Source organism: Bradyrhizobium sp. S3.3.6, assembly GCF_040546905.1.
Classification (GTDB): domain Bacteria; phylum Pseudomonadota; class Alphaproteobacteria; order Rhizobiales; family Xanthobacteraceae; genus Bradyrhizobium; species Bradyrhizobium cytisi.
Genome location: NZ_JBEPOT010000007.1, coordinates 16,947 through 36,321 on the forward strand (window position 1 = coordinate 16,947; position 19,375 = coordinate 36,321).

The following is a 19,375-nucleotide window of genomic DNA, read 5'->3' on the forward strand; positions in this document are numbered from 1 at the left end:
TGTCGCGAGCGGCTTCGCTGCACCATTTGCGAAGCAGCGCGTAACAACCGTGGTGCTGACGCACGAATCGTGTCTATTCGCGAAAATGAGCAGTGGCCTGACGAGATCCGAAAACACACGGCCGCTTGTGCGGATATAATCGTGCATTGCTCGATCAGCAACATCGCCGTCACCGCGTATAATCGCAGACGCACCGGAATCAATTCCGGTTGTGATCCAGCTTGCAATTTCCCTACTGCGGTCAAGCTTGGGCACGATTTCTGCGTCAGCGTCCATAGCGTCTCTCAAGTGTATGTATTCCTTCATCGTTGTAGGATAGCGTTTTCTGAGCCGAACCAAGTAGCAGTTGGCCCTCAAAGGCATGAAGAATGACGCAGCATGGAGAGAGCTGACGCAGCCAGCGCAAAGGCATCTGGACCGCACGCTCGTCTGGCGAGTTCATTGTGTCGAGGATTTGAAGAGTTGTCGAGCTCGGCCATTCCGCTTTATTCCTCGCAGATTGGAGAGGCGAGTCCAAACCCGTCCCTTGCCAAAGACGAACTGTATCCGCGCCTGCGTGCGCTCGGAATAATGCGCCCTCGGCAGGCAGCCGCGTCAGTCAGAGCGCCGAATTTACGACCGGCTCTGGGCGCTGGCATTTGACGGGCACAGGGTTTCCGACAATGCAGCCAGGTCGGACGCGTTTCGCTGTAGACGGCATTCGCCGCGGAACAAATGTCTGACCAGAGAGAGTCGCTTTAATGGCGACGGAAAACGGTACGAATCCTTGTTGCCCAAGCGCGCATCCCGCGCGAGTCCTTGCGCACAGCTTGCACCGCGGGCCTTTCCTTCTGTGCTCCGCGATCAAGCTCCGGGCCATAAGCCAACGGCCTCGAGAGCCATTCATCCTCAGTTGCAGCCGGGGTCTGCATCTGACCGCGGTCCGAAGGCCCGCCGTTAGTTTCTCAGCTTTCCTCCAGAAGGCATCATCCGCGACGGGCACGAACTACGGTTTGTTGGCTTTCGAACATTCGCCACTGCGACGAGACATGGCGGGACAAGATGAAGTAAGATGATGACGGATGCATCTCCTTTCGGAGTTTGAGTACCTACCTTGGATAGAACCAGGTGGGAGCTCAGCATGGACGGGTTTTAGATCTGCCATCAAGGACTTCACTGATTGCCGCCCGAGAGTCCTGCACCCCCGCAAAGCGCGTCGGTAATCGCAGCGATCAACGCCAAGGTCGGAGCTTGAAAGCCTATCATAACTGGCTTGGAGGTCATCTTGGCAGAGAGCGTTGGGCGTTGAGAAGAGGAGCTGCGGTCACCCGGACGGACGCGTATTCAGCATCTCTTCGGTTGTGAGCAGCCTCCATGCTTTGTGGGCTCAAAGGTCCCGCGCGCCGTATTTCGTATTTGGAAGGCGAGCAGATTATCGCATTTTGAACGTGCTTACTTTTCCCAGGCCCGAGCTGGCACACTCTTTGCTCAAGGTGTGGCGAAGAGAGCTGTGACGGGTGCGGGCGCTTCGATGAGCCTGGTGTTGATAGAGGCGACAAGGCCAAGCGGACGACGTCTATCACTGGAGTAGCGTATGTAGTTGCCCGTGTGGTTACTTCCAGATGGCTTAGTATTCGCGATAGTGTGCGTCATTCTCTTTGTGAGTCGTGCCAATGATTTTGTGCTGTTGACCTTGCCCCAAGGTGCTGATCGTTTGGACGATCTTAGGGTAGAGGGCGAGAGAAGAAGCCGGTCAACTGGGTCGAGCGCACGGTCCCGTGTTGCGACTGTGAATTCCGTGCAGGTGCGTTTTTGCCGGTACGGTATCAGGCCGATCGTGTGGGGCAGACCGGTCAGTGTTGTGCAGGAAGAATGACTAATAATTGCGAAGGAGCGTCACCGTGTCAACCATTGCTCGCGAACTGTCACCACCAGCTTCCTGTCGGAAGCAACTCTACGAAGTCGGTGAGATTCCGCCGCTGGGGCACGTCCCCGACCGCATGTACGCGTGGGCGATACGCCGCGAGCGCCACGGGCCGCCGGAGGCTTCAATTCTCGTTGAGGTCGTGCCTACCTGGCCAATTGCCGACGACGAGGTACTCGTTTTCGTGGCGGCCGCCGGCGTCAACTATAACGGAATCTGGGCCGGGTTAGGCACGCCAATCTCACCCTTCGACATGCACAAATTCCATTATCATATTGCCGGGTCGGACGCGGCCGGGGTTGTGTGGGCGGTAGGAGCAAAAGTGCGACGCTGGAAGGTCGGTGACGAGATCATCGTTCACTGCAACCAGGACGACGGCGATGACGAGGATTGCAACGGGGGCGAACCGCTCCTCTCGCCGTCCCAGCGGATCTGGGGATATGAGACCCCCGACGGCTCGTTCGCACAGTTCTGCCGTGTGCAATCACGACAGTTGATGCCAAAACCAGAGCACCTGACCTGGGAGGAGGCAGCCTGCTACACACTAACCCTCGCAACTGCCTACCGGATGCTGTTCGGGCACGTGCCCCACGTTCTCAAGGCAGGCGACGACGTGCTGGTGTGGGGCGCATCGGGCGGACTTGGAGTGTTTGGGGTGCAACTAGCCGTCGCATCCGGTGCTAACGCGATTGGCATAATTTCCGAAGCCAGTAAAGCCGAATACGTTCTAGCACTGGGCGCCAAGGGTGTCATTAACCGCAAAGAATTCAACTGCTGGGGTACAATGCCCACGATAGATTCGCCCCAATATAAAACCTGGATCCAAGAGGTTCGGCGGTTTGGTAGAGCAATCTGGGATATCACGGGGAAGCGCGACGTCGACATCGTGTTCGAGCATCCAGGCGAGCAGACATTTCCAGTCTCAACCATTATCGTTAAGCGCGGTGGCATGGTTGTGTTCTGCGGCGGCACCACAGGGCTCAATATTACATTCGACGCGCGCTATGTCTGGATGCGCCAGAAACGAATCCAAGGATCGCATTTTGCCAATCTCAAACAGGCCAGTGCGGCGAACCGCCTTGTAGTCGATCGTCGCATCGCCCCCTGCATGAGCGAGGTCTTCCCGTGGGAGGAGATCGCCCGAGCCCACACAAGGATGTGGAAGAACCAGCACAAGCCAGGAAATATGGCCGTCTTGATCAACGCGCCGCGGACCGGCCTACGAAATTTAAAAGATATCCTCAAGGCGGCCGGCGCTTGACCCGCAGCCCCGTTAAGTGGCCCAGGAACTCCAGGATCTTGAATCCGACCTTACAATATGAGATTCGCGATTGAGCTGCTGCCGGTTTGATGGACACCGGGTTAAGCTAATCCCACCTTGCGTTCGAACTCAACGGGGCTGATGTATCCGATCATGGAATGACGTCGGGTTGGATTGTAAAACCTCTCGATGTAGTCGAACACATCTGCCCTGGCCTCGTTCCTGGTGCGATAGATTTTGGGCTCGGTGCGCTCGGTCTTCAGCGAAGAGAAGAAGCTCTCCATCGCTGCGTTATCCCAGACGTTGCCGGACCGGCTCGTGCTGCACACGATGCCGCTGTCATGAGTGGAACACATTCGGTGTTGCGACGACCGCTTGAATCCGCCATTGGCTGCCACGATCGGAGTGATGCATCAGGGCATCCGGCTTGCCACATCACCAGACGGCCATCAGAAGGGCGTCGGCGACCAACTGCGCCGTCATGCTGGCGCTCATCGACCAGCCGACCACTCATCGCGAGAACAGGTCGATCACGGCCGACACGTAGAGCCAGCCCTCGGCCGTCCAGATATAGGTGAAGTCGGCAATCCACTTCTGGTTCGGGCGCTCGGCTGCAAACTGCCGGTCCAGAAGGTTGGCCGGCACGTGCGAGACCTGGCGATCGCCTTCATCCTTCGGCAGACGCCGGCGCCGTGGTCGCGCCCGCAAGGCCTGCAGGCGCATCAGCCGCTCGATCCGATGCAGTCCGCATTCGACGCCATCTGCCAAAAGGTCTCTCCAGACACGCCGTGCCCTGTAGGTCCGGTCGCTGGCAAGGAAGCTTGCCTTCACCTTTAGGCCGACCGCTTCGTCACTGAGGGATCTGGCGCTGGGCGATCGGTCCAGCCAGGCATGGAAGCCCGACCGCGATACGCCCATTGCTTCGCATAGCCATGCCACCGGCCAGACGTTCCGGTGCTTCGCGATGAAGCCGAACTTCATGTCGCTTCCTTCGCGAAGTAGGCAGCGGCCTTCCTAAGAAACAGCCGGATTGGCGTCTTCCCCCGGAATGGCCGGCAAGACGAAGCCTAGTGATTTGGCCCGCCGCTGAAGGTTAGCGAGGACGCGAGTGCGATATTGTTGCTCATATCGATCAGCACCTGGGTCCTTGTAACTCATACCGTGCCGAAGTGTGTTGTAGAACAAAACCGCGATCTTACGGCGGTCGCTGTCACGGCTTTCGACTTGCCGGCACGCGAGGCCAGCCGGCGATAGAATGCGCCGAGCGCCTTATCGCTCCGCCCGACGGTGGTGGCCGCCAGCCGCAGCAGTGCGGCTGCCCGACTGGAGGATCGCCGAGTGCGCGAAGACAACACCTTGCCTCCGGAGATCTTGTTGCCCGGTGCGAGGCAAAACCAGGAAGTGAAGTGTTTGGCGCTCGGCCATGCCCTCAAATCTGTGCCGCACTCGCCGACAAGCTTCAATGCGCGACAGACCCACCCCATGGATCTCAGTCAGATCGACACCGAGCACGCCATACAGTGCGGCTCTGACATCAAAGGTAGGTGTGTTGACCTGTTTGGTCTTGATGCGTGGCTTGGACAGCCTTCCAACCGGTTTTTACGCCTTTATTGTTCAGTGCCGCGATCAAAGCTTCCAGTTTGCGGTCGCAGTCCAGCATCTTCGCCTGGTAGACGTCGTGGAGTTCCAGCGATTGGCCGAGGGCAAAGACATGTTCGTCCCGATTATTGCCGACCAGTGCGGCGCGGATCGTCTCGATCGAGGAATGGCAGCGCACGTCCCGGTAGGTTGCCAACACGTCGGGATTGCGCTCGCCTGCAGCAATGGCTCGGATAATCCGCATGCCGGTCGCGCCAGTGATATCCGAGACCACATGATGAAGCTGCAAGTTCATCTCCATCAGGGCCTAAGTCGAGAGCTCAAACCGCTGTAGCGGCGCGCCGCACGGCGGCCCGTCGGTGGCAAACAGCGTAAGCCGCTGCAGATCCAAAATGACCGCCGCTAGTGTGCTGTTTGGCCAAGACCCCTCAGCAGGATGACAGCAAATCGAGGCCGGATAGGAAAAGTGGTCTTTTAGACCTGCCATAATGTGGTCTACATCGATGGCCCCGAGCTTTGAGCGGAGGTGGCGGGCGAACCTGCGGGATCGAAACGGGCTATCGGGTACAAAGCGCTCCCATTCTGAAGCGATAATTCCTCCAGGCTCGAAATGATTTGCGTGGGTGATTATTCCGTGCTCAGGATAAAGATACCGTTTGGCGTTAGGAGAGGTTTCAATGCTGATTATCTCACCCTGGGCATGACCGATCAGATAATTCATAGAGATGATAGGGTCCGTGTTGATGATGACGCTTATGGCACGGTCGAATGTTCGTGCTTCGAGAATGGAGCGGGATCTCAGCTTATACGGTGCGGTCATCCGGCCCCTGCCATCGATGGCGGTGAGGAGGCTATTGCAGGCCAACCCAATACCTACTTCATTTAGACCGGCGGTAGGCCCCACGGAGCCGGCTTCAAAAATTCCGAGCCAGGACACCGTATTGCCTCTCGGCATCTTTCCAACAAACAAAGTGCCACAAATAGCCGCCTGCCCATCGATTGTTTGCGCGAGCATTGCCGTGCCTTCCCGCGTCGCGTCAGGCATCAATCCAGCAGAGGTGCAGCCATCGAGAACTAAGTTTGACAAATCAACAGCTCGCCGAGCCATCAGACGAAGCCAAATTTCGTGCCGAATGTTGAGCATCGTGAGTGTTTCCACAGGCCGATTGGCCGCTTCGGCGACGCCTCGCAGTTCGTCAACGTACTCCGGCGATAGCTTCTCCAGAAAAGAGAGCCAACACTCCGCTTCGGATTGGACGGTCTTCTGATCAGTGCCGTATGCACAAAATCGCTTTAGATAGAATTCCGCATTTTCCGCGATTTCCGACCGCATTATCTCCCCATGTTGCCTCCCGCGCTCGCGAGGCGCTCCAGCAAAGCTAATGAACTTCAAACTCATAATTCGACTCCCAAGGTTAGCGGATGTGAGGCCACCCGCCTGCTAATTCTCCGCGGCGAGCGGCTTGTGCGCGCCCTACCGGCGAAACTCGACTTAAGCTGCCGTTTCACAAGAGACTATGTCCTTCGATGTTCTCCGTGTGGGAGAGCAGGACTAGTACAGCCTGCCCACGCCAGCGCATCACTAGAGAGAAGTAACGCAATTCATCTGCCGCGAGACCATTGATTTCGTCAAAAACAACTTCACTATCCAACGGCAGAACGTGCGCTACGAAAGCGGGATGTCCGTTAACGACCGATAGTTATCAAGGTATCGAATAACCTCATCAAGTTCTCCTGGGTAGAAGCCTCGACTCTGGATGCGTTAAGCAAGAGTCGGGCCTATTGTGTAGAGGGGAGAGTCGATGGTTTACCGGAGAATTCACGGGATCCATTTGGCTGCCGTGCCCTGCTTTTGTTCGAAGGCAAACAGGTCATGTCGTATTGAACTGAGAGCTAAGATTCGCTTTCCTGGCTCCTTACGTCGGTGGTCAGGCGTACATACTCCACCAGCTCGCAGGCCTTCGCGCGCAATGCAGACGTGAACGAAATCCCACTCTGCGCCACGGCTTTTGTTCGGACCAGTCCGATCGCCGGTGATGCGATGACCGACACGCTCGAAACGCCCGAGCTCTTTGATGTCGATGTGAATGATCTCGCCTGGGTTCTCGCGCTCATGGCGGCGCTCCGGCTCGGCCGGCTCCAGATCGCGTATCCGATTTCAATCCCAAGCGGCGGAAGGACGGGGCTGACGGTGGACGGTGACACCTCGACTTCGGCAGCGATTGCTTGCCGGTGTGGCGCTGGCGGCGCAAAGCCTCGACAGCGGTACATGTGGTGACCGTCTGGCGCAGCGATCGCGCAACCCTTCCACACCTTCCGCGCGGAACCTCTTAACCCATTGGGCAACGGTATTCGGCATCGTGTTGAAGTGGTAGGCCGCTCGGCCTTGCTCAATTCACCTTCCACCACGCTTCACACCATCGTCTCTCGACGTTTGGGTGTCAAAGGCGCATTCTCGTGGATGTTCATCTGGTCCCTCCTTGAACACTGACGCTTCGCAAGCTCAGCTTCATCGGTTCAAACCAGATGGACAACCTGCTGAGAGACCACATCTAGGGCGGAATGTCGCCCCGCCCGGCGGCGGAAGTTCGGCATTTCGATAGCGAGCGCCGCGCGCTTTGTCAGGGAATAGCGCGACAGTGGGGCCACAAAAAAGGCAAGCGGCAGGGCGCGACCAAGGCTTGCAGCTGATCGACGGCGAGGACTGCTCCTGACGAGAGAAGCGATCGAAAGGCACCTATCGAGTTGGCCGGAACGATACAAGGCATGGCTCACGCGCTTCTGTTGTGACGATCGATTTGCCGTATCATCTCCTCGCCGGTTCTCCAGAAGAGCCAATCGTCATCTTGAATGCCCTCGGCTACCAGGCGCAAAATCGACCCACCTGGTTCGCAGTGCGGACAATCATACACCTGCTTATCGACTGTCCACTTCCCTGCAAGTGCACACGTAAAATCGGGAGCCCACATCGCGAGAGACGCACCGAGTAAAATCCCTGTCGTCACGGCTGCCATACCCTGCCCCCTAAAATCTCTGCGCACCCAAAAGTCACCGTGGTAGGCGACTTTTCCCGTGATAGTTCCGGCGCTTGGTGCCTTGCAAATACAGGAGTCCTGTGGATGTGCATGCTTGGTAGGATCTGCGTAGAAGAACCTGAGAGATTGAAGGTGTTCTGCAAGGTTGCTATGGCGGAGATTGTATAGTCGCGCAGCCGCCACAAGGGCCACCTCATTGCTGTTGTCGAAGCCGACGACCCAATATCCTTCGCCGGGCTTAATCGGTGATCGATTAGGCCGAAACACCGGAGAGGTCTTTCCTTTTGTTGGAGTTGCCTCGGTGATCGCGACATATTCATGGAAATCAAATCCAATCGAAACCTTAATACCTTTCTGAAAAGCCGCTTGTTCATGCCGATGAAGGAAGCGTGATACCTCTAACGGACTGATTTGGTTTCTCATGGTAGACCTTTCTGTTTTCGTCCTGCTTTGATCGCCTGTCGGCCAGCTCGCAGTAGCTGATGTCAGAGATGCGTGAGCGGCCAATGTACTTTGGCTCTGCACTGCATAGCGCCTCCGCGGGTGTACAGACGCGTGCATCTAGCTCGTGCTCGCCCGATAAGTACCGCTGGTGCTCGGTGGTCTCGCACATCTTGCAACTGCTGCACGAAGAGATCATGACTAGATGGCGTACACATGTACCCCTCTTCGTGACGACATAGTCGTGAACTTAATTGCTGAATGCCTTTGTCGTTGCCGTATAAGCATTCGGTTTCCCTCGCCCAGTGCACCTCTTCTTTGAGCAATGGTCGTGCCAAGCTTATAGAGGCCACAAGCTTCTGAGTAGGCAGGGGAAACTCAGCGAGAGCTGGGAGGCAGGTGCTATGAACCGGACGAACCTTGTTAGCGTTGTCTGAAACCAGACAGAGTTGGCGCCTCTATCCAGCGTTTACCGAGTCGCGCATGGAGTTCCTTCCGATCACGTGAGCAAGCAACGGATCAACACCACCAGCGCGACGTTGCTACCATAGCAGGTAGTTATTTCGCGGACGCACATGTCGTAAACGTCCATCACAATCGCCTTGCGAGGCCACACGATGTGCCAACGCCGAACGAAAACAGACTCTAGCATGGAAGGAAGACTCCGGTGATCTTGCCATCTAACATCTTCGACCCCTCCTGTGTTGCGCACGCATACGCTAGTGAGTCTTGCGATGGATATCACTAATCCCGGACACAGGTCCTGCCTACGCGAAGTGACCTCGGCCAGCTAGCATGACATTTCCCAGACCTATGGCAGGCGAAGCTGTCACTATCCTGATCAACGACACCGCGGCCGATCAATATTCGGAGCTGATTCGTGAACGCTTTCCTTATGTACGCGTGTTGATCGCCAGGGACGTGTCGTCACTACATGAGTACATGACGGAGGCAGATGTTCTCCTGAGTTCCCGCTTTCCGGTCCACCTATTCGACCGGGCACGCCGGCTGCGCTGGTTCCAGTGCAGCAATGCGGGCATCGACTCGGTCCTGCCCATCGGCGATCGCATTAAAGGTATCACTGTGACCAATGCTCGCGGTATTCATGGCGAAATTATCGCTGATTTCGTGATTGCAGGCGTGACCATTATGCACTGGAACTTCCTCCAGTTTTTTCGTGAGCAGGCTCGCAGGGAATGGCGGCCTCGGGATGTCGCGCCACTCGCGGAGCGGACGCTCGGCGTGGTTGGTCTCGGGTCAATTGGCTCCGCCATCGCCCGTCGTGGCAAAAGTATTGGCATGAGGGTGATCGGGTCGAGACGTGACGTGTCGCAGCCTGTGGCGGGCGTTGACAAGCTCTTCTCGCCGAACGACCTTGCCGAGCTCCTTCAGCTCTCTGATTTCGTGGTCCTTGCTGTTCCTCAAGTTCCGGCAACAACTAGTCTAATCGGCCGCAAGCAGCTTCAGCTGATGCGCCGCACCGCGTTCCTCGTCAACATAGCCCGGGGCTCAGTTATTGTGGAGCGCGAGCTCATCGACGAACTCCAAGCTGGCACCATTGCCGGAGCGCTCCTCGACGTGTTCGAGCGAGAACCACTCCCTCCGGATAATCCGCTCTGGACCATGCCTAATGTCATCGTCACCCCGCATGTTGCTGGCTATCCCTCGGACTACACCAGACGCGTGTTCGAGATCTTCGGCGAGAACTTGCAGCGGTTCCTTCAGATGCAGCCGCTGCGCAATGTGGTCGACCTGGATCGCGGCTACTGATTGGCGGTTCAAGGCCGACGAGGCGCTGTTGACGCGAGATTGTCGGTCATTCATATGATGGCCGGCGCAGGATGCAGCGATCGGACAACCGAGGCCAACGGCAGAGACAAAGCCATACTCGACCTCCAGCAAAGATCGTGTTCATTGCCGACGAATAGCCGGCAGAGAAATAGGGCTCCGCGATCAAGTCCATATTGCGAGTAGCTTCGGTTTTCCCATAGGCGGGTGCCGACCGAGATCCGGGGTTCGTGGTCATTAGATGAAACGTCTTTCTATCGCCCCTTTGGATCACTCCCGAAAGCGCCGCGACTGCCAACGGTTTTGCTCGCTGCGACGGTCGTTGTGGTCGCCACGTGCTCCACTGTCCCACGTAAGCTGTCGGCTCGTAAACGACATCCAAGCTCAGCAGCATCTGTCTCCCGGCACCGTGGTGGGCAAACGGAGGGCTTTGCGAGTGCTAACATCTGACAATGCCGTTCGCTCTCGTAACCCTCCAAGTAGCCTCGCTCTAAACCTATCGGGATTGTCAGGCAAGGCGCCGCTTACATCCAACTCAGAGCATATTCGCCGTCACTAGGCGAGGCGTTCGACGTTCCTGGTTCACTTCGCCGCGGGCCAAGCAATGCTTTTGGCGAGCAAGCAACTTCTTGACCCAATGGAGAAGACGGTTCAGCGTTGACAGTTCGTCGAACACACGACCGGCCACTTGGGATGAGCGCCTCGCCTGGAGATCAATTACGTCCTCCATGCGGGTGACATCTTGGCAAACGATTTGCCGAACTTTGAGGTTATTTTCCGCGAGGCGTCCTCGAATCGCTCGCGCGGCGGAAGGTTGTGTACGGTGAGTTTGACTAGCGCAACCGCCAGCAGCTCAAACGTCCGGGGGCACGGCCCTTTGGCGGAGTGACACAGTCTTCCCCCCAGCAGGGCCTCTTCCCTTCTAGGGAGTTCGCGCGCTCGCCCCGTCACGCCAATCTTCGTTCAACGCCCGTCCAGATTGCGTTCCAAGCGGCGGCACTTGGTCCGGTATGCGGTCGAACCACCTAGGTCAACGCTACTAGCGATCTCGTCGTCGATCTCGGCCAACAAACTCTGCGCTTGCTTGAGCTTGCAGGATACATGTTTGTCGCCGCTGAGCGACGCCTCGAGATGGGCCGCTCGATTGGCTGATTTCCGCCCGATAGCGTACATTCATCCCTGCCGTCTAGAGCGTTCACGCCTAAACAGGGGCAGCACCTGGCCTTCATCCACCTCTATAGCGGCTGCATCGCAGATCCGGCGGAGACCGACATGCAAGAATTCGCCTCAGCTCGCGTTCGGTTCACCAAATGGTGCTCTCGTACGAGCGAGCAAGCCTCATCAACATTAAGCCACACCCGAAGTATTGAAGTCCTCATCGATTCCGTGCCAGAGCTAGTATGCGCTGCGACCGAACTCATCAAAATCACTGGCCGGACCCACTGGGCTGCTGCGAGACGTGCGCCAAAGGCATTCAAACGCACACCTCCTAACCTCCACAATCAGGAGTAAAACCAAGCCGGCATGATTTGTTGCTGTTACTTCCAGTGACGTTTGCTATTCGCACATTGTCGGCGGGGTAGTAGATGCACGAACCTTGAAGTTTAGAATACTACCAGGCTCAGTAGGTCGTACTGTATCGCGACGTCGGTTAAGTTGGCCGAACGTGGAGCGCGAGGATGCGCCTCTGAAACGGAGATGCTGGATGCGACGGAATGAGGAAATGAAGCTCGGACTATATCTGGCTCGGGCCGGATATCACGAAGGTGCGTGGCGCGATCCGAGCGTGCCAATTAAGGGCGGAGTTGATGTCGATCACTTTGCCAGCCTGGCTTCACTCGCCGAAAGCGCGGCGTTTCACTTCGTATTTCTCGCCGACCATCAAAGCATAATAGATGATCTCCCGGCGATGTCCCGTGTAAGCCGAAATGATGGATTCGAGCCAATTACACTGATGTCGGCGCTTTCGTCGAGGACTAAGAACATTGGCCTCGTTGCTACAGCGACGACAACGTACTACGAACCTTACCATATCGCCCGGATGTTCGCATCACTCGACCATTTGTCAGGTGGGCGCGCTGCTTGGAATATTGTTACATCGGCAATGGATTCCGAGGCTAAAAACTTTGGTGAAGCGACCCTTCCCGATCATGATGCGCGCTACGGTCGTGCGAGGGAATTCGTCGAAGTTGTCAAAGGGCTTTGGGATACGTGGCAAGACAATGCATTTATTCGAGATAAGCAAAGCGGCGTTTACGCGGATACGACGAAACTGCACTTACTCAACCATCGGGGGCGCCACTTTTCAGTAAAAGGGCCACTAAATAGCTCAAGACCGCCGCAGGGCTATCCCGTCTTGGTGCAGGCTGGTGCATCCGACGCTGGACTAGCATTCGCTGCAGAGTTTGCGGAAGTCGTATTCACCGCCGAGCCTTCGTTAGAAAACGGAAAGCGCTACTACGCAGGTTTGAAGGAGAACGTTTGCGCACGCGGTCGGCAGGCTGATCAGGTTGTGGTTATGCCGGGAATTGTTCCTGTTATTGGCAGGACAAAAGAAGATGCGATTGCGAAGCTTCAAAGACTACAATCGTATACGCACGAAGACGTTCTGATCGGGGCGGCTGACCTTTGGTTGGGGTCAGTAACCAATCTACGTACAGTGGATCTCGACTCGTTAGTTCCAGACGCCCTGCCCCAGACAAATGCTATCCAAAGCCGGCAAAAGCTGCTGGTCGACTTCGCCGTACGCCGGGGGTACACGTGGAGACAACTCATTCAACTAATATCTGATAGTAAAGGCCATTTGATGGTAGTGGGAAGCCCCGGGGAAATTGCCGATGTAATGGTGGATACATTTGAGCAACGTGCGGCCGACGGCTTCAACGTTTTGCCGGCGACGGTTCCTGAGGGGCTTAAAGAGTTTGTTGAGCTGGTTGTGCCCGAGCTGCGGCGACGGGGAAAGTTCAGAGCCCGGTACTCTGGACAAACTCTAAGGGAGGACCTCGGGCTGAGGCGGCCGCTCAACCAATTCGCGCAGGAGGCTCAAGCATTCGGCGCGAAAGGGCAGCGAGGTCTTTCAACTATTTAGTCTAGCCCGATGCCGAGATCTTCTTGAATCCTCAACATGGGATCGCGCATTGCAGTTGAAGCGTGCTGGACTATCGCGAGCAAAGAGGAGTGTGTAGGACAAGCGCCAACAGGCGCGCCCGCATCTCTATGCCTCGCGTCAATCTGGTGATGGAGTTGACGCTCATCCTCACTTGAGCTCCGTCACGGCGCCTCCTCGCAGACGATCCTGGCCAGGGCCAAGTCGTGCTCACCGCGGTCGAGCGCGACCTTTTCGATAAGGCGTCGCAACAACGCCTTGCGACGCGCATCCGAGATAGTTTCGTCAGCCGATATCTGCGGCAAGCGGCCGGTGAGGCTGATGACCTTGTTATCGAGCTCCTTGCTTATGGCCACTTGTGTGATGGCTTTGGAGGGCGTCTATCGGGCAAGCGACTCGTCGGCGGCGCGCACGTCGGTTAGAGCCGCTTCCCATCGGCGCTCGAGTTCTGAGGCGACCATGCAATTGTCTGGTGGACCCGCTCGGTTGAACTGCCATTCGGCGAGCGCCGCCGTGTACCGCTTGCACTCGAGCTCTCGCTGCGCTTGAACGTAACGCGTTGTTCATCGGCTGCTGAACCCGGCGGGAGTGCGACAAGGCATCGAGTTCGGCCGGCGCCAGTGCAGTTAGGAATGCATCGGCAACGGCTGCATCGATGCGGTTGGCCCGGATGTGTTGGCAGCCTCAATTCCCTCGCTAGAAGGAATCGACTGGCGGAATCTGCAACTGAGTTGGCGACCGCAGAGCGCGGGCTGAGCGAAGAAATCTGCGGTTGCTGCAATTTTGGGGAGTCACATCGCGACTAATCTGTGATTCACTGCGTCGCATGGATGCCGACCGCGACGCTGTTCCGGATGGCATTGCGGCCCTGAAGGAGGCGCTGGCAGCCGAGCGCGCCAAGGGTTTGGAGATCACGGCTGACTTGCGGTCGCCCGCGCGAAAGCGTCGGAAGACGAAGCGCTGATCGCCCAGTAGCAGCTGCAGATCGCCAACCTGAAGCATCAATCTATGCCCAACGGTCGGAACGTTCGGCGCGCCTGATCGAGCAGTTGGCGCTGACGTACGAGGAGCGAGCTGGAACCTTCCGACCGCTCGGGTCCAGACCTCGGGTAAAATTCGTCCGTGTCTTGCTTGTCATAGCTCCATCCTCTCAGGAGTTGGGGCCTCCGGCAAACCCGGAGCGGTTCAGAAGATGAAATCGCTGATGCCATAAATTTAAAAGATCTTGAGGATGTGCCGCAGAGTGGTTGGGCAAGATCATTCTTGACGATTCCGGTTTCACGGTTACGAAGATCACATCTTTCAGGATTTGCTCTATTTCTGGCTATCCGGCCGCTGTCGCCTTGCTTCGCGGCAGGATTGCTCCGCCAACCCCGCGGGGCGTACAGGCTTCAACAAAAACTGGCTGTGGGCATTCGGATAGTACCCGTCAATGATAGGGGCTTCGAAAGTAGCGGCGGCGACGTAGTCCGCCTGCCTGGCTCCAAATGAGGCCATGACATCGGATTCATCAAGATGACGCGGGCCCTCCGGCGCGATCAGCACCCACGCTTTGGCCAGATCCGCGCAGTTCTCAAGTCCGAGTGCCTTCACCGCGACTGCATCACTGCCGGGATATCCCCCGAATAGCCAAGGTAAACCGAGCGCCCGTGTTTCAAGGATATACAGCAGAGTCGGCGCGTTGGACAGATCAACCACCCCGGTACTGCCTTGAAGGCCGGCCGCACGAGCCTGGGCTCTGGCCGTGACCAGATAGTCGTGGAAGGGCTGCGAGAGCACCAATCTTCCGCCACCCGGCACGGATGTGACGGCGGTATAAGCACGCAGATCTTTCATCTGACGCCACGGCTTAAGCATGTAGATATTGAGCACTGATGCAGTGAGCAGCTGTGCCAACACCGCCAGGGGCAGTAGGGTCGCAAGGCTGCGTCCGTGTCCCGCAAGAGGGCTTAGGAAGCTAACGGCGGCGAGCATCCAGAACAAGCAGGCATCCGAACCAACGATCCAGTAATCGACCCTAGAGCTCAGTGCGAGCATATGTGGAAGGACCAAAAAGCTTAGCGCTAGGCCGATGCTGGTGGGAGTCTGGGTTCGCAGAACCATTCCCTCACGATAGAACAACGCACCAACGCTCGCGAATACTGGTACCAGGAACAGTGTCGGCAGCTTGATGCTAATGGGATCGGGCCCCAGCAGCGCAATCGCTATTGTTACGATCAAAACCGCAGCGAGACTCAGCGATGTGAGTAATTTGTGCTTAGACCCCATGAAAATGCTGAGCAGAAGAGCTGTTGCCGCTAGCACCGCGATCGCGAGCTGGTAACGACTTGTTTGGAGCCAGTCGATCCGGAGAATGTGAGATATCTTGTGTCCTCCATCGAGCAGGGTTATCCCCTCAGTGCCGTCGACCAGTTGGCTCACCAACCCAGTGATGCCACCGCCGATGAATTGGGCGATAGCGATCAGTAGTGCGAGAGCGATCAGCGCTGCGCCAAACATGGACAGCAGCGACTTTCGGCGCAAAGTAACGACATAGATCATAACGACGAGGGCAAGGGCCGCAGCGGTGGCCGGCCTAGCCATGAAGGAACACCAGCCGCCAAGGCCGACTAGTATCCAGCCCGAGGCTCGGCATATGCGCCCTGGCCGATCGCCTAGGAGCAAACCGATCATCACCATCAAGGCCGATTGAAGGTTCAGGGTGTAATAGTTAGGCGTGAGCGCCCCCCAGTAAAAGGCGACTAATGCAAGGCTGGCGATCCCTGCCGATAACGCGACTGCATGCGGCCAGCCCACCATCCAAAGATGACGGACCGTCAGGAAGCTGAGAAGCCACGCTAGCGCCATTGTAAGCGTGACGTTCGCGATGCGAAGCACTGCAATGTCGCCGCCCGCCCACTTGTATGGCCAGTGATAGACAAAGCCAAAAAAATTCGGCGGAATTTTGATTGAGTATGCGAATGGATCCGCCATGGAGTTGAGCCAAAACCCTTCGTCGCTCGGGTTGAGACCATAACTGCTGTAGTATAGCAACCAAACGAAAAGGATTGCTGTAGTTACGGCGGACAGAGCTATTAAAGTCCCATCCAGCAAGACAGACGACATCCTTCCGCTGGCAAAGTTGTTATGTGGTAGCATGGGGCGTTCCTGCCAACTCGTAGAGGAGACTCGTTCCGATGAACATCATCCTAAAATGCTTTAACTGACCCGAGCCCCGAAATCTCCTCCATGAATTGGTAGAGTTAGTCACACGATCGGGATTAGACAGGACGTCCCATTCGGAGCAGAGCAGACGATCACGACCTTGGCCATGCGGTCGATCGATATCGTTGCGCGCACCTGCGGCTCAGTCGAACCGATCCTTGCCACAAACTTCAGCGTCCGTTACCCAGGCGCCCCGCGGAGGCGCGCCGATCAGTTCAAAGGTCTCGCGAGTGGAAGTTGTCTCTACGGCGCTCGCCGTTGGACATTGGAAGAGAAGCACCATGTGGTTGCCGAGAGCTATGGCGGACCACGATCGGTGTCAGTCACGGCTCGGCGGAACGGGCTGTCTGCGAGCCAATTGTCACGTGGCGCCGGTCGCCGCGAGGACCGGCTGAGCGGGGATGCCGTGCCGGCGCTTGTTCCTGTGGAGATCGCCTTTACGCCTGCTCTGGTTTCGACGTGCACACCGCAGCCAACGTCGTCGCCCCCTGCGCAGCGCGCAAGACTCGGAATAATCGAGATTGATCTTGGCGGCGCTGTCGCATTCGCGTTGACCGGGATGTTGACGCCGAGGCACTGCAGCGGTGCTTGAGCTTCGGAGGCGGCGATGCTTGCGGCGCGGCAATCAGGATAGAAGTGCAGCGTCAATCAGGATGAAAGAGCTTCGCCGGGCTCGTGACGTAGGGGGGGCGCGGAATTACGAGCCTGGCGACGGCGCGATCCGAGCGGACCGCGCCGTCTGGTGATCGCGGCTGGCGGTGATGGATGTCAGCGTGAACAAAAATCTTGCGCGCGACAATCATCGCGGCAATCATAACGTCGCCGCGACACCGGCTCGCCATCCTGGTTGTCGCGCGCTTCCCATCCAGATTGTCGCGCTATAGTACGCTGCGTTCTTCCATTCCACACCTTCCGGCTCTCAGAGCTAGCTACAGGTGTCCACCCATCTTTGAGGAGGTTCACCGCCGCCCTCAACTTCCGTCGCCGTTAGTCGGGCGATTGCTATCATACCGATTGGCTTGTAGCTGCTTGTGCGTTCGCAATGAGCACGCTTCGCCAACTCACCGTTTATCAGCGCTGCCGGCGGGTGTACCAGGAAACTCAATAATGTCAGATGGCAATGAGAACTACAGCGACGATCGAGGCGACGACAATTGCACTGGTACGATCTCTCAATGCGAAGACAATGGGGTCGTCATCCATTAGACGCCGTTGCGCCATTACGAGGTTCCTGGCCATCCAATACAGAAGAATTGGGCAGATGAGCCATAATACCCTCGGGTATCGATAGAGTGTCTGCACATCGGGTGATGTAACATAGAGCGCAAAGATGGTGACAGCGTTCAGGCCAGCTGCAGCAACCAAATTGGCAACGACATCAAGGTCGCCGATCCTGTAGTCTCGATCTGAACGATCGGGGAGGCCCCGGTCGAGCCTGGTGGCCAGCTCGACGTAGCGTTTAATGAGCGCGAGCGATGTGAAAACAAAAATAGAAAAGATCAGAAGCCATTGTGAAATTTGCACTTCGACTGCAACACCGCCTGCGACAATGCGTGTCGTGTAGAGAATTGCCAGAGCAATGACGTCTACAAGCACCTGTCGCTTAAAATAGAGAGAATATGCGCTCGTTAGCACAAAGTATCCAACCAATATGTTAGCAAACTCGAGTGAGATTGTAATTGCCAGCGTCAGAGAAAGCAGGAAGAGCGCCGGAACCATAAACAAGCCGGTGCGAAGGTGGAGAAGTCCACTCGCATAGGGTCGCGCGCGCTTGCTAGGGTGTGCGCGATCCGATTTTAGATCTAGTAGATCGTTCACGAGGTAAACGGCTGACGCGCAAGCGCAAAACGCTATAAATGCGATCACACCTGTGAGGATGTTAGCCAACGTAAATTGGTGTGAGGTCAACACCGGCACAAAAACAAGTAAATTCTTGACGTACTGGTGTACCCGAAGGGCCTTGAACCACGCCTGCCTGTCCGCATTCCCGCCCTCTAACGCGACATAGTTACCCTTGAGCGCAATGAGCCGACTCCTTACCGATTTCGAAAGGCCCACGCCGTAGGCTTTATCGGCAACCGCCCAAACTGGGAGATCTGAGGGGCCATTGCCAACGTAGTCAAATCCATGCTTACCGAAGGCAGTTTTAAGTATCTCCGCCTTCAAAGATCCCGACAAATTGGTTTTTACGTCAGAAGCAAACCAACCATCGAAGATGCCCAAATGATCTGCGATGGCCTTCGCGTGTTTCGCGTCGGCTGCGGTAGAGAGATAAACTGTCCTGCCCTGCGCTTTGGCGGTCTGGATTAGATCCAAGACGCGGGTGTTGTACGGGAGAGTCGCGTAATCAAGCTCGGACGATTGGGCAAGATGATGCTTTACGGCCGCTTTGTCATTGCCCAAAGACCGGACCACAGCCAAATTCGCGTTAAACCCAAGAGGCAAGACACTAAAGAATGATTCATACAGCAGGTCCGTTAGCAGCAAGGTTCCGTCTAGGTCTATCACTAACGGTTTTTCGCAGGAAAACTCCGTCGCGGCCGCTTCACCATTATCTCCCGCACGCCAGATGCCGTCGTCCAGAACTTTCGACAAAACATCATCGAGCTGCATGGGAGAACCGACGAAGGCAATGTAGCCGTCGCGATCCACGACGAACGACGTGGGGATTCCGCGAGAAACACTGGGTTCCATCCAAAGCTTGTACATATCACCTGTGCTGTCGCAGGCGATTCGATAATTCAGATTCGGGAGTTTTTTGGTTAGCCATACGTCAGGGTCGATGCGCGTCTCATCGGGCATAGGAGCTCGCTCACAAGCTGCGACTCCGATGACCTCAAGTCTATGATCTATATATTTCTCTTGCAACTTCTCCATCTGGGGTATCGCCGCCACACATGGTCCGCAGCAAGTCGGCCAAAATTCGACAATGTACACGGTCCCCGGTTGGAAGCTCGTTAGCGGCGGGCCGCGCAGCCAACTCTTCACTTTGATCGCAGGAGCGCGAGAATCGATGCGCAGCACCATGTTGCTCTCCA

At 56.7% G+C, this 19,375-nt stretch carries 7 protein-coding genes and 4 pseudogenes; 4 read left to right on the forward strand and 7 right to left on the reverse strand.

Going from position 1 to position 19,375, the window contains the following annotated elements; genetic code table 11:
* Positions 1-1,889: 1,889 nt before the first annotated feature.
* Positions 1,890-3,164, forward strand: coding sequence for a crotonyl-CoA carboxylase/reductase (ccrA, locus tag ABID59_RS20800; RefSeq protein ID WP_354084800.1), 1,275 nt, complete (start codon positions 1,890-1,892; stop codon positions 3,162-3,164).
* A gap of 101 nt (positions 3,165-3,265) precedes the next feature.
* Here the strand turns inward: ccrA and ABID59_RS20805 are convergent.
* The 5 genes and pseudogenes from ABID59_RS20805 to ABID59_RS20825 all read right to left on the reverse strand — a co-directional run.
* A pseudogene (locus tag ABID59_RS20805) lies at positions 3,266-4,178 on the reverse strand (IS3 family transposase); the annotation flags it as partial.
* Positions 4,179-5,070, reverse strand: a pseudogene (locus ABID59_RS20810) (transposase); the annotation flags it as partial.
* Positions 5,071-6,162, reverse strand: a complete 1,092-nt coding sequence (locus ABID59_RS20815) for a C45 family autoproteolytic acyltransferase/hydrolase (protein WP_354084597.1) — start codon at positions 6,160-6,162, stop codon at positions 5,071-5,073.
* 570 nt (positions 6,163-6,732) lie between these two features.
* Positions 6,733-7,172: pseudogene (locus tag ABID59_RS20820) on the reverse strand (helix-turn-helix domain-containing protein); the annotation flags it as partial.
* A gap of 362 nt (positions 7,173-7,534) precedes the next feature.
* Positions 7,535-8,221, reverse strand: coding sequence for an SUI1 family translation initiation factor (locus ABID59_RS20825; RefSeq protein WP_354084598.1), 687 nt, complete (start codon positions 8,219-8,221; stop codon positions 7,535-7,537).
* Positions 8,222-9,034: 813 nt separating this feature from the next.
* Here ABID59_RS20825 and ABID59_RS20830 point away from each other — a divergent pair.
* The 3 genes and pseudogenes from ABID59_RS20830 to ABID59_RS20840 all read left to right on the forward strand — a co-directional run.
* Positions 9,035-10,009 carry a D-2-hydroxyacid dehydrogenase gene (locus tag ABID59_RS20830; RefSeq protein WP_354084599.1) on the forward strand — a complete coding sequence of 325 codons (975 nt, stop codon included), beginning with the start codon at positions 9,035-9,037 and terminating at the stop codon, positions 10,007-10,009.
* 1,741 nt (positions 10,010-11,750) lie between these two features.
* Positions 11,751-13,115 carry an LLM class flavin-dependent oxidoreductase gene (locus ABID59_RS20835; RefSeq protein WP_354084600.1) on the forward strand — a complete coding sequence of 455 codons (1,365 nt, stop codon included), beginning with the start codon at positions 11,751-11,753 and terminating at the stop codon, positions 13,113-13,115.
* An 844-nt stretch (positions 13,116-13,959) separates the two neighbouring features.
* A pseudogene (locus ABID59_RS20840) lies at positions 13,960-14,203 on the forward strand (IS66 family transposase); the annotation flags it as partial.
* A gap of 244 nt (positions 14,204-14,447) precedes the next feature.
* Here ABID59_RS20840 and ABID59_RS20845 read toward each other — a convergent pair.
* Both ABID59_RS20845 and ABID59_RS20850 read right to left on the reverse strand, forming a co-directional pair.
* Positions 14,448-16,271 (reverse strand): hypothetical protein, encoded by a 1,824-nt coding sequence (locus ABID59_RS20845; protein ID WP_354084601.1) that lies wholly within the window; start codon positions 16,269-16,271, stop codon positions 14,448-14,450.
* A gap of 1,176 nt (positions 16,272-17,447) precedes the next feature.
* Positions 17,448-19,364 carry a UbiA family prenyltransferase gene (locus ABID59_RS20850; RefSeq protein ID WP_354084602.1) on the reverse strand — a complete coding sequence of 639 codons (1,917 nt, stop codon included), beginning with the start codon at positions 19,362-19,364 and terminating at the stop codon, positions 17,448-17,450.
* Positions 19,365-19,375: the final 11 nt, after the last annotated feature.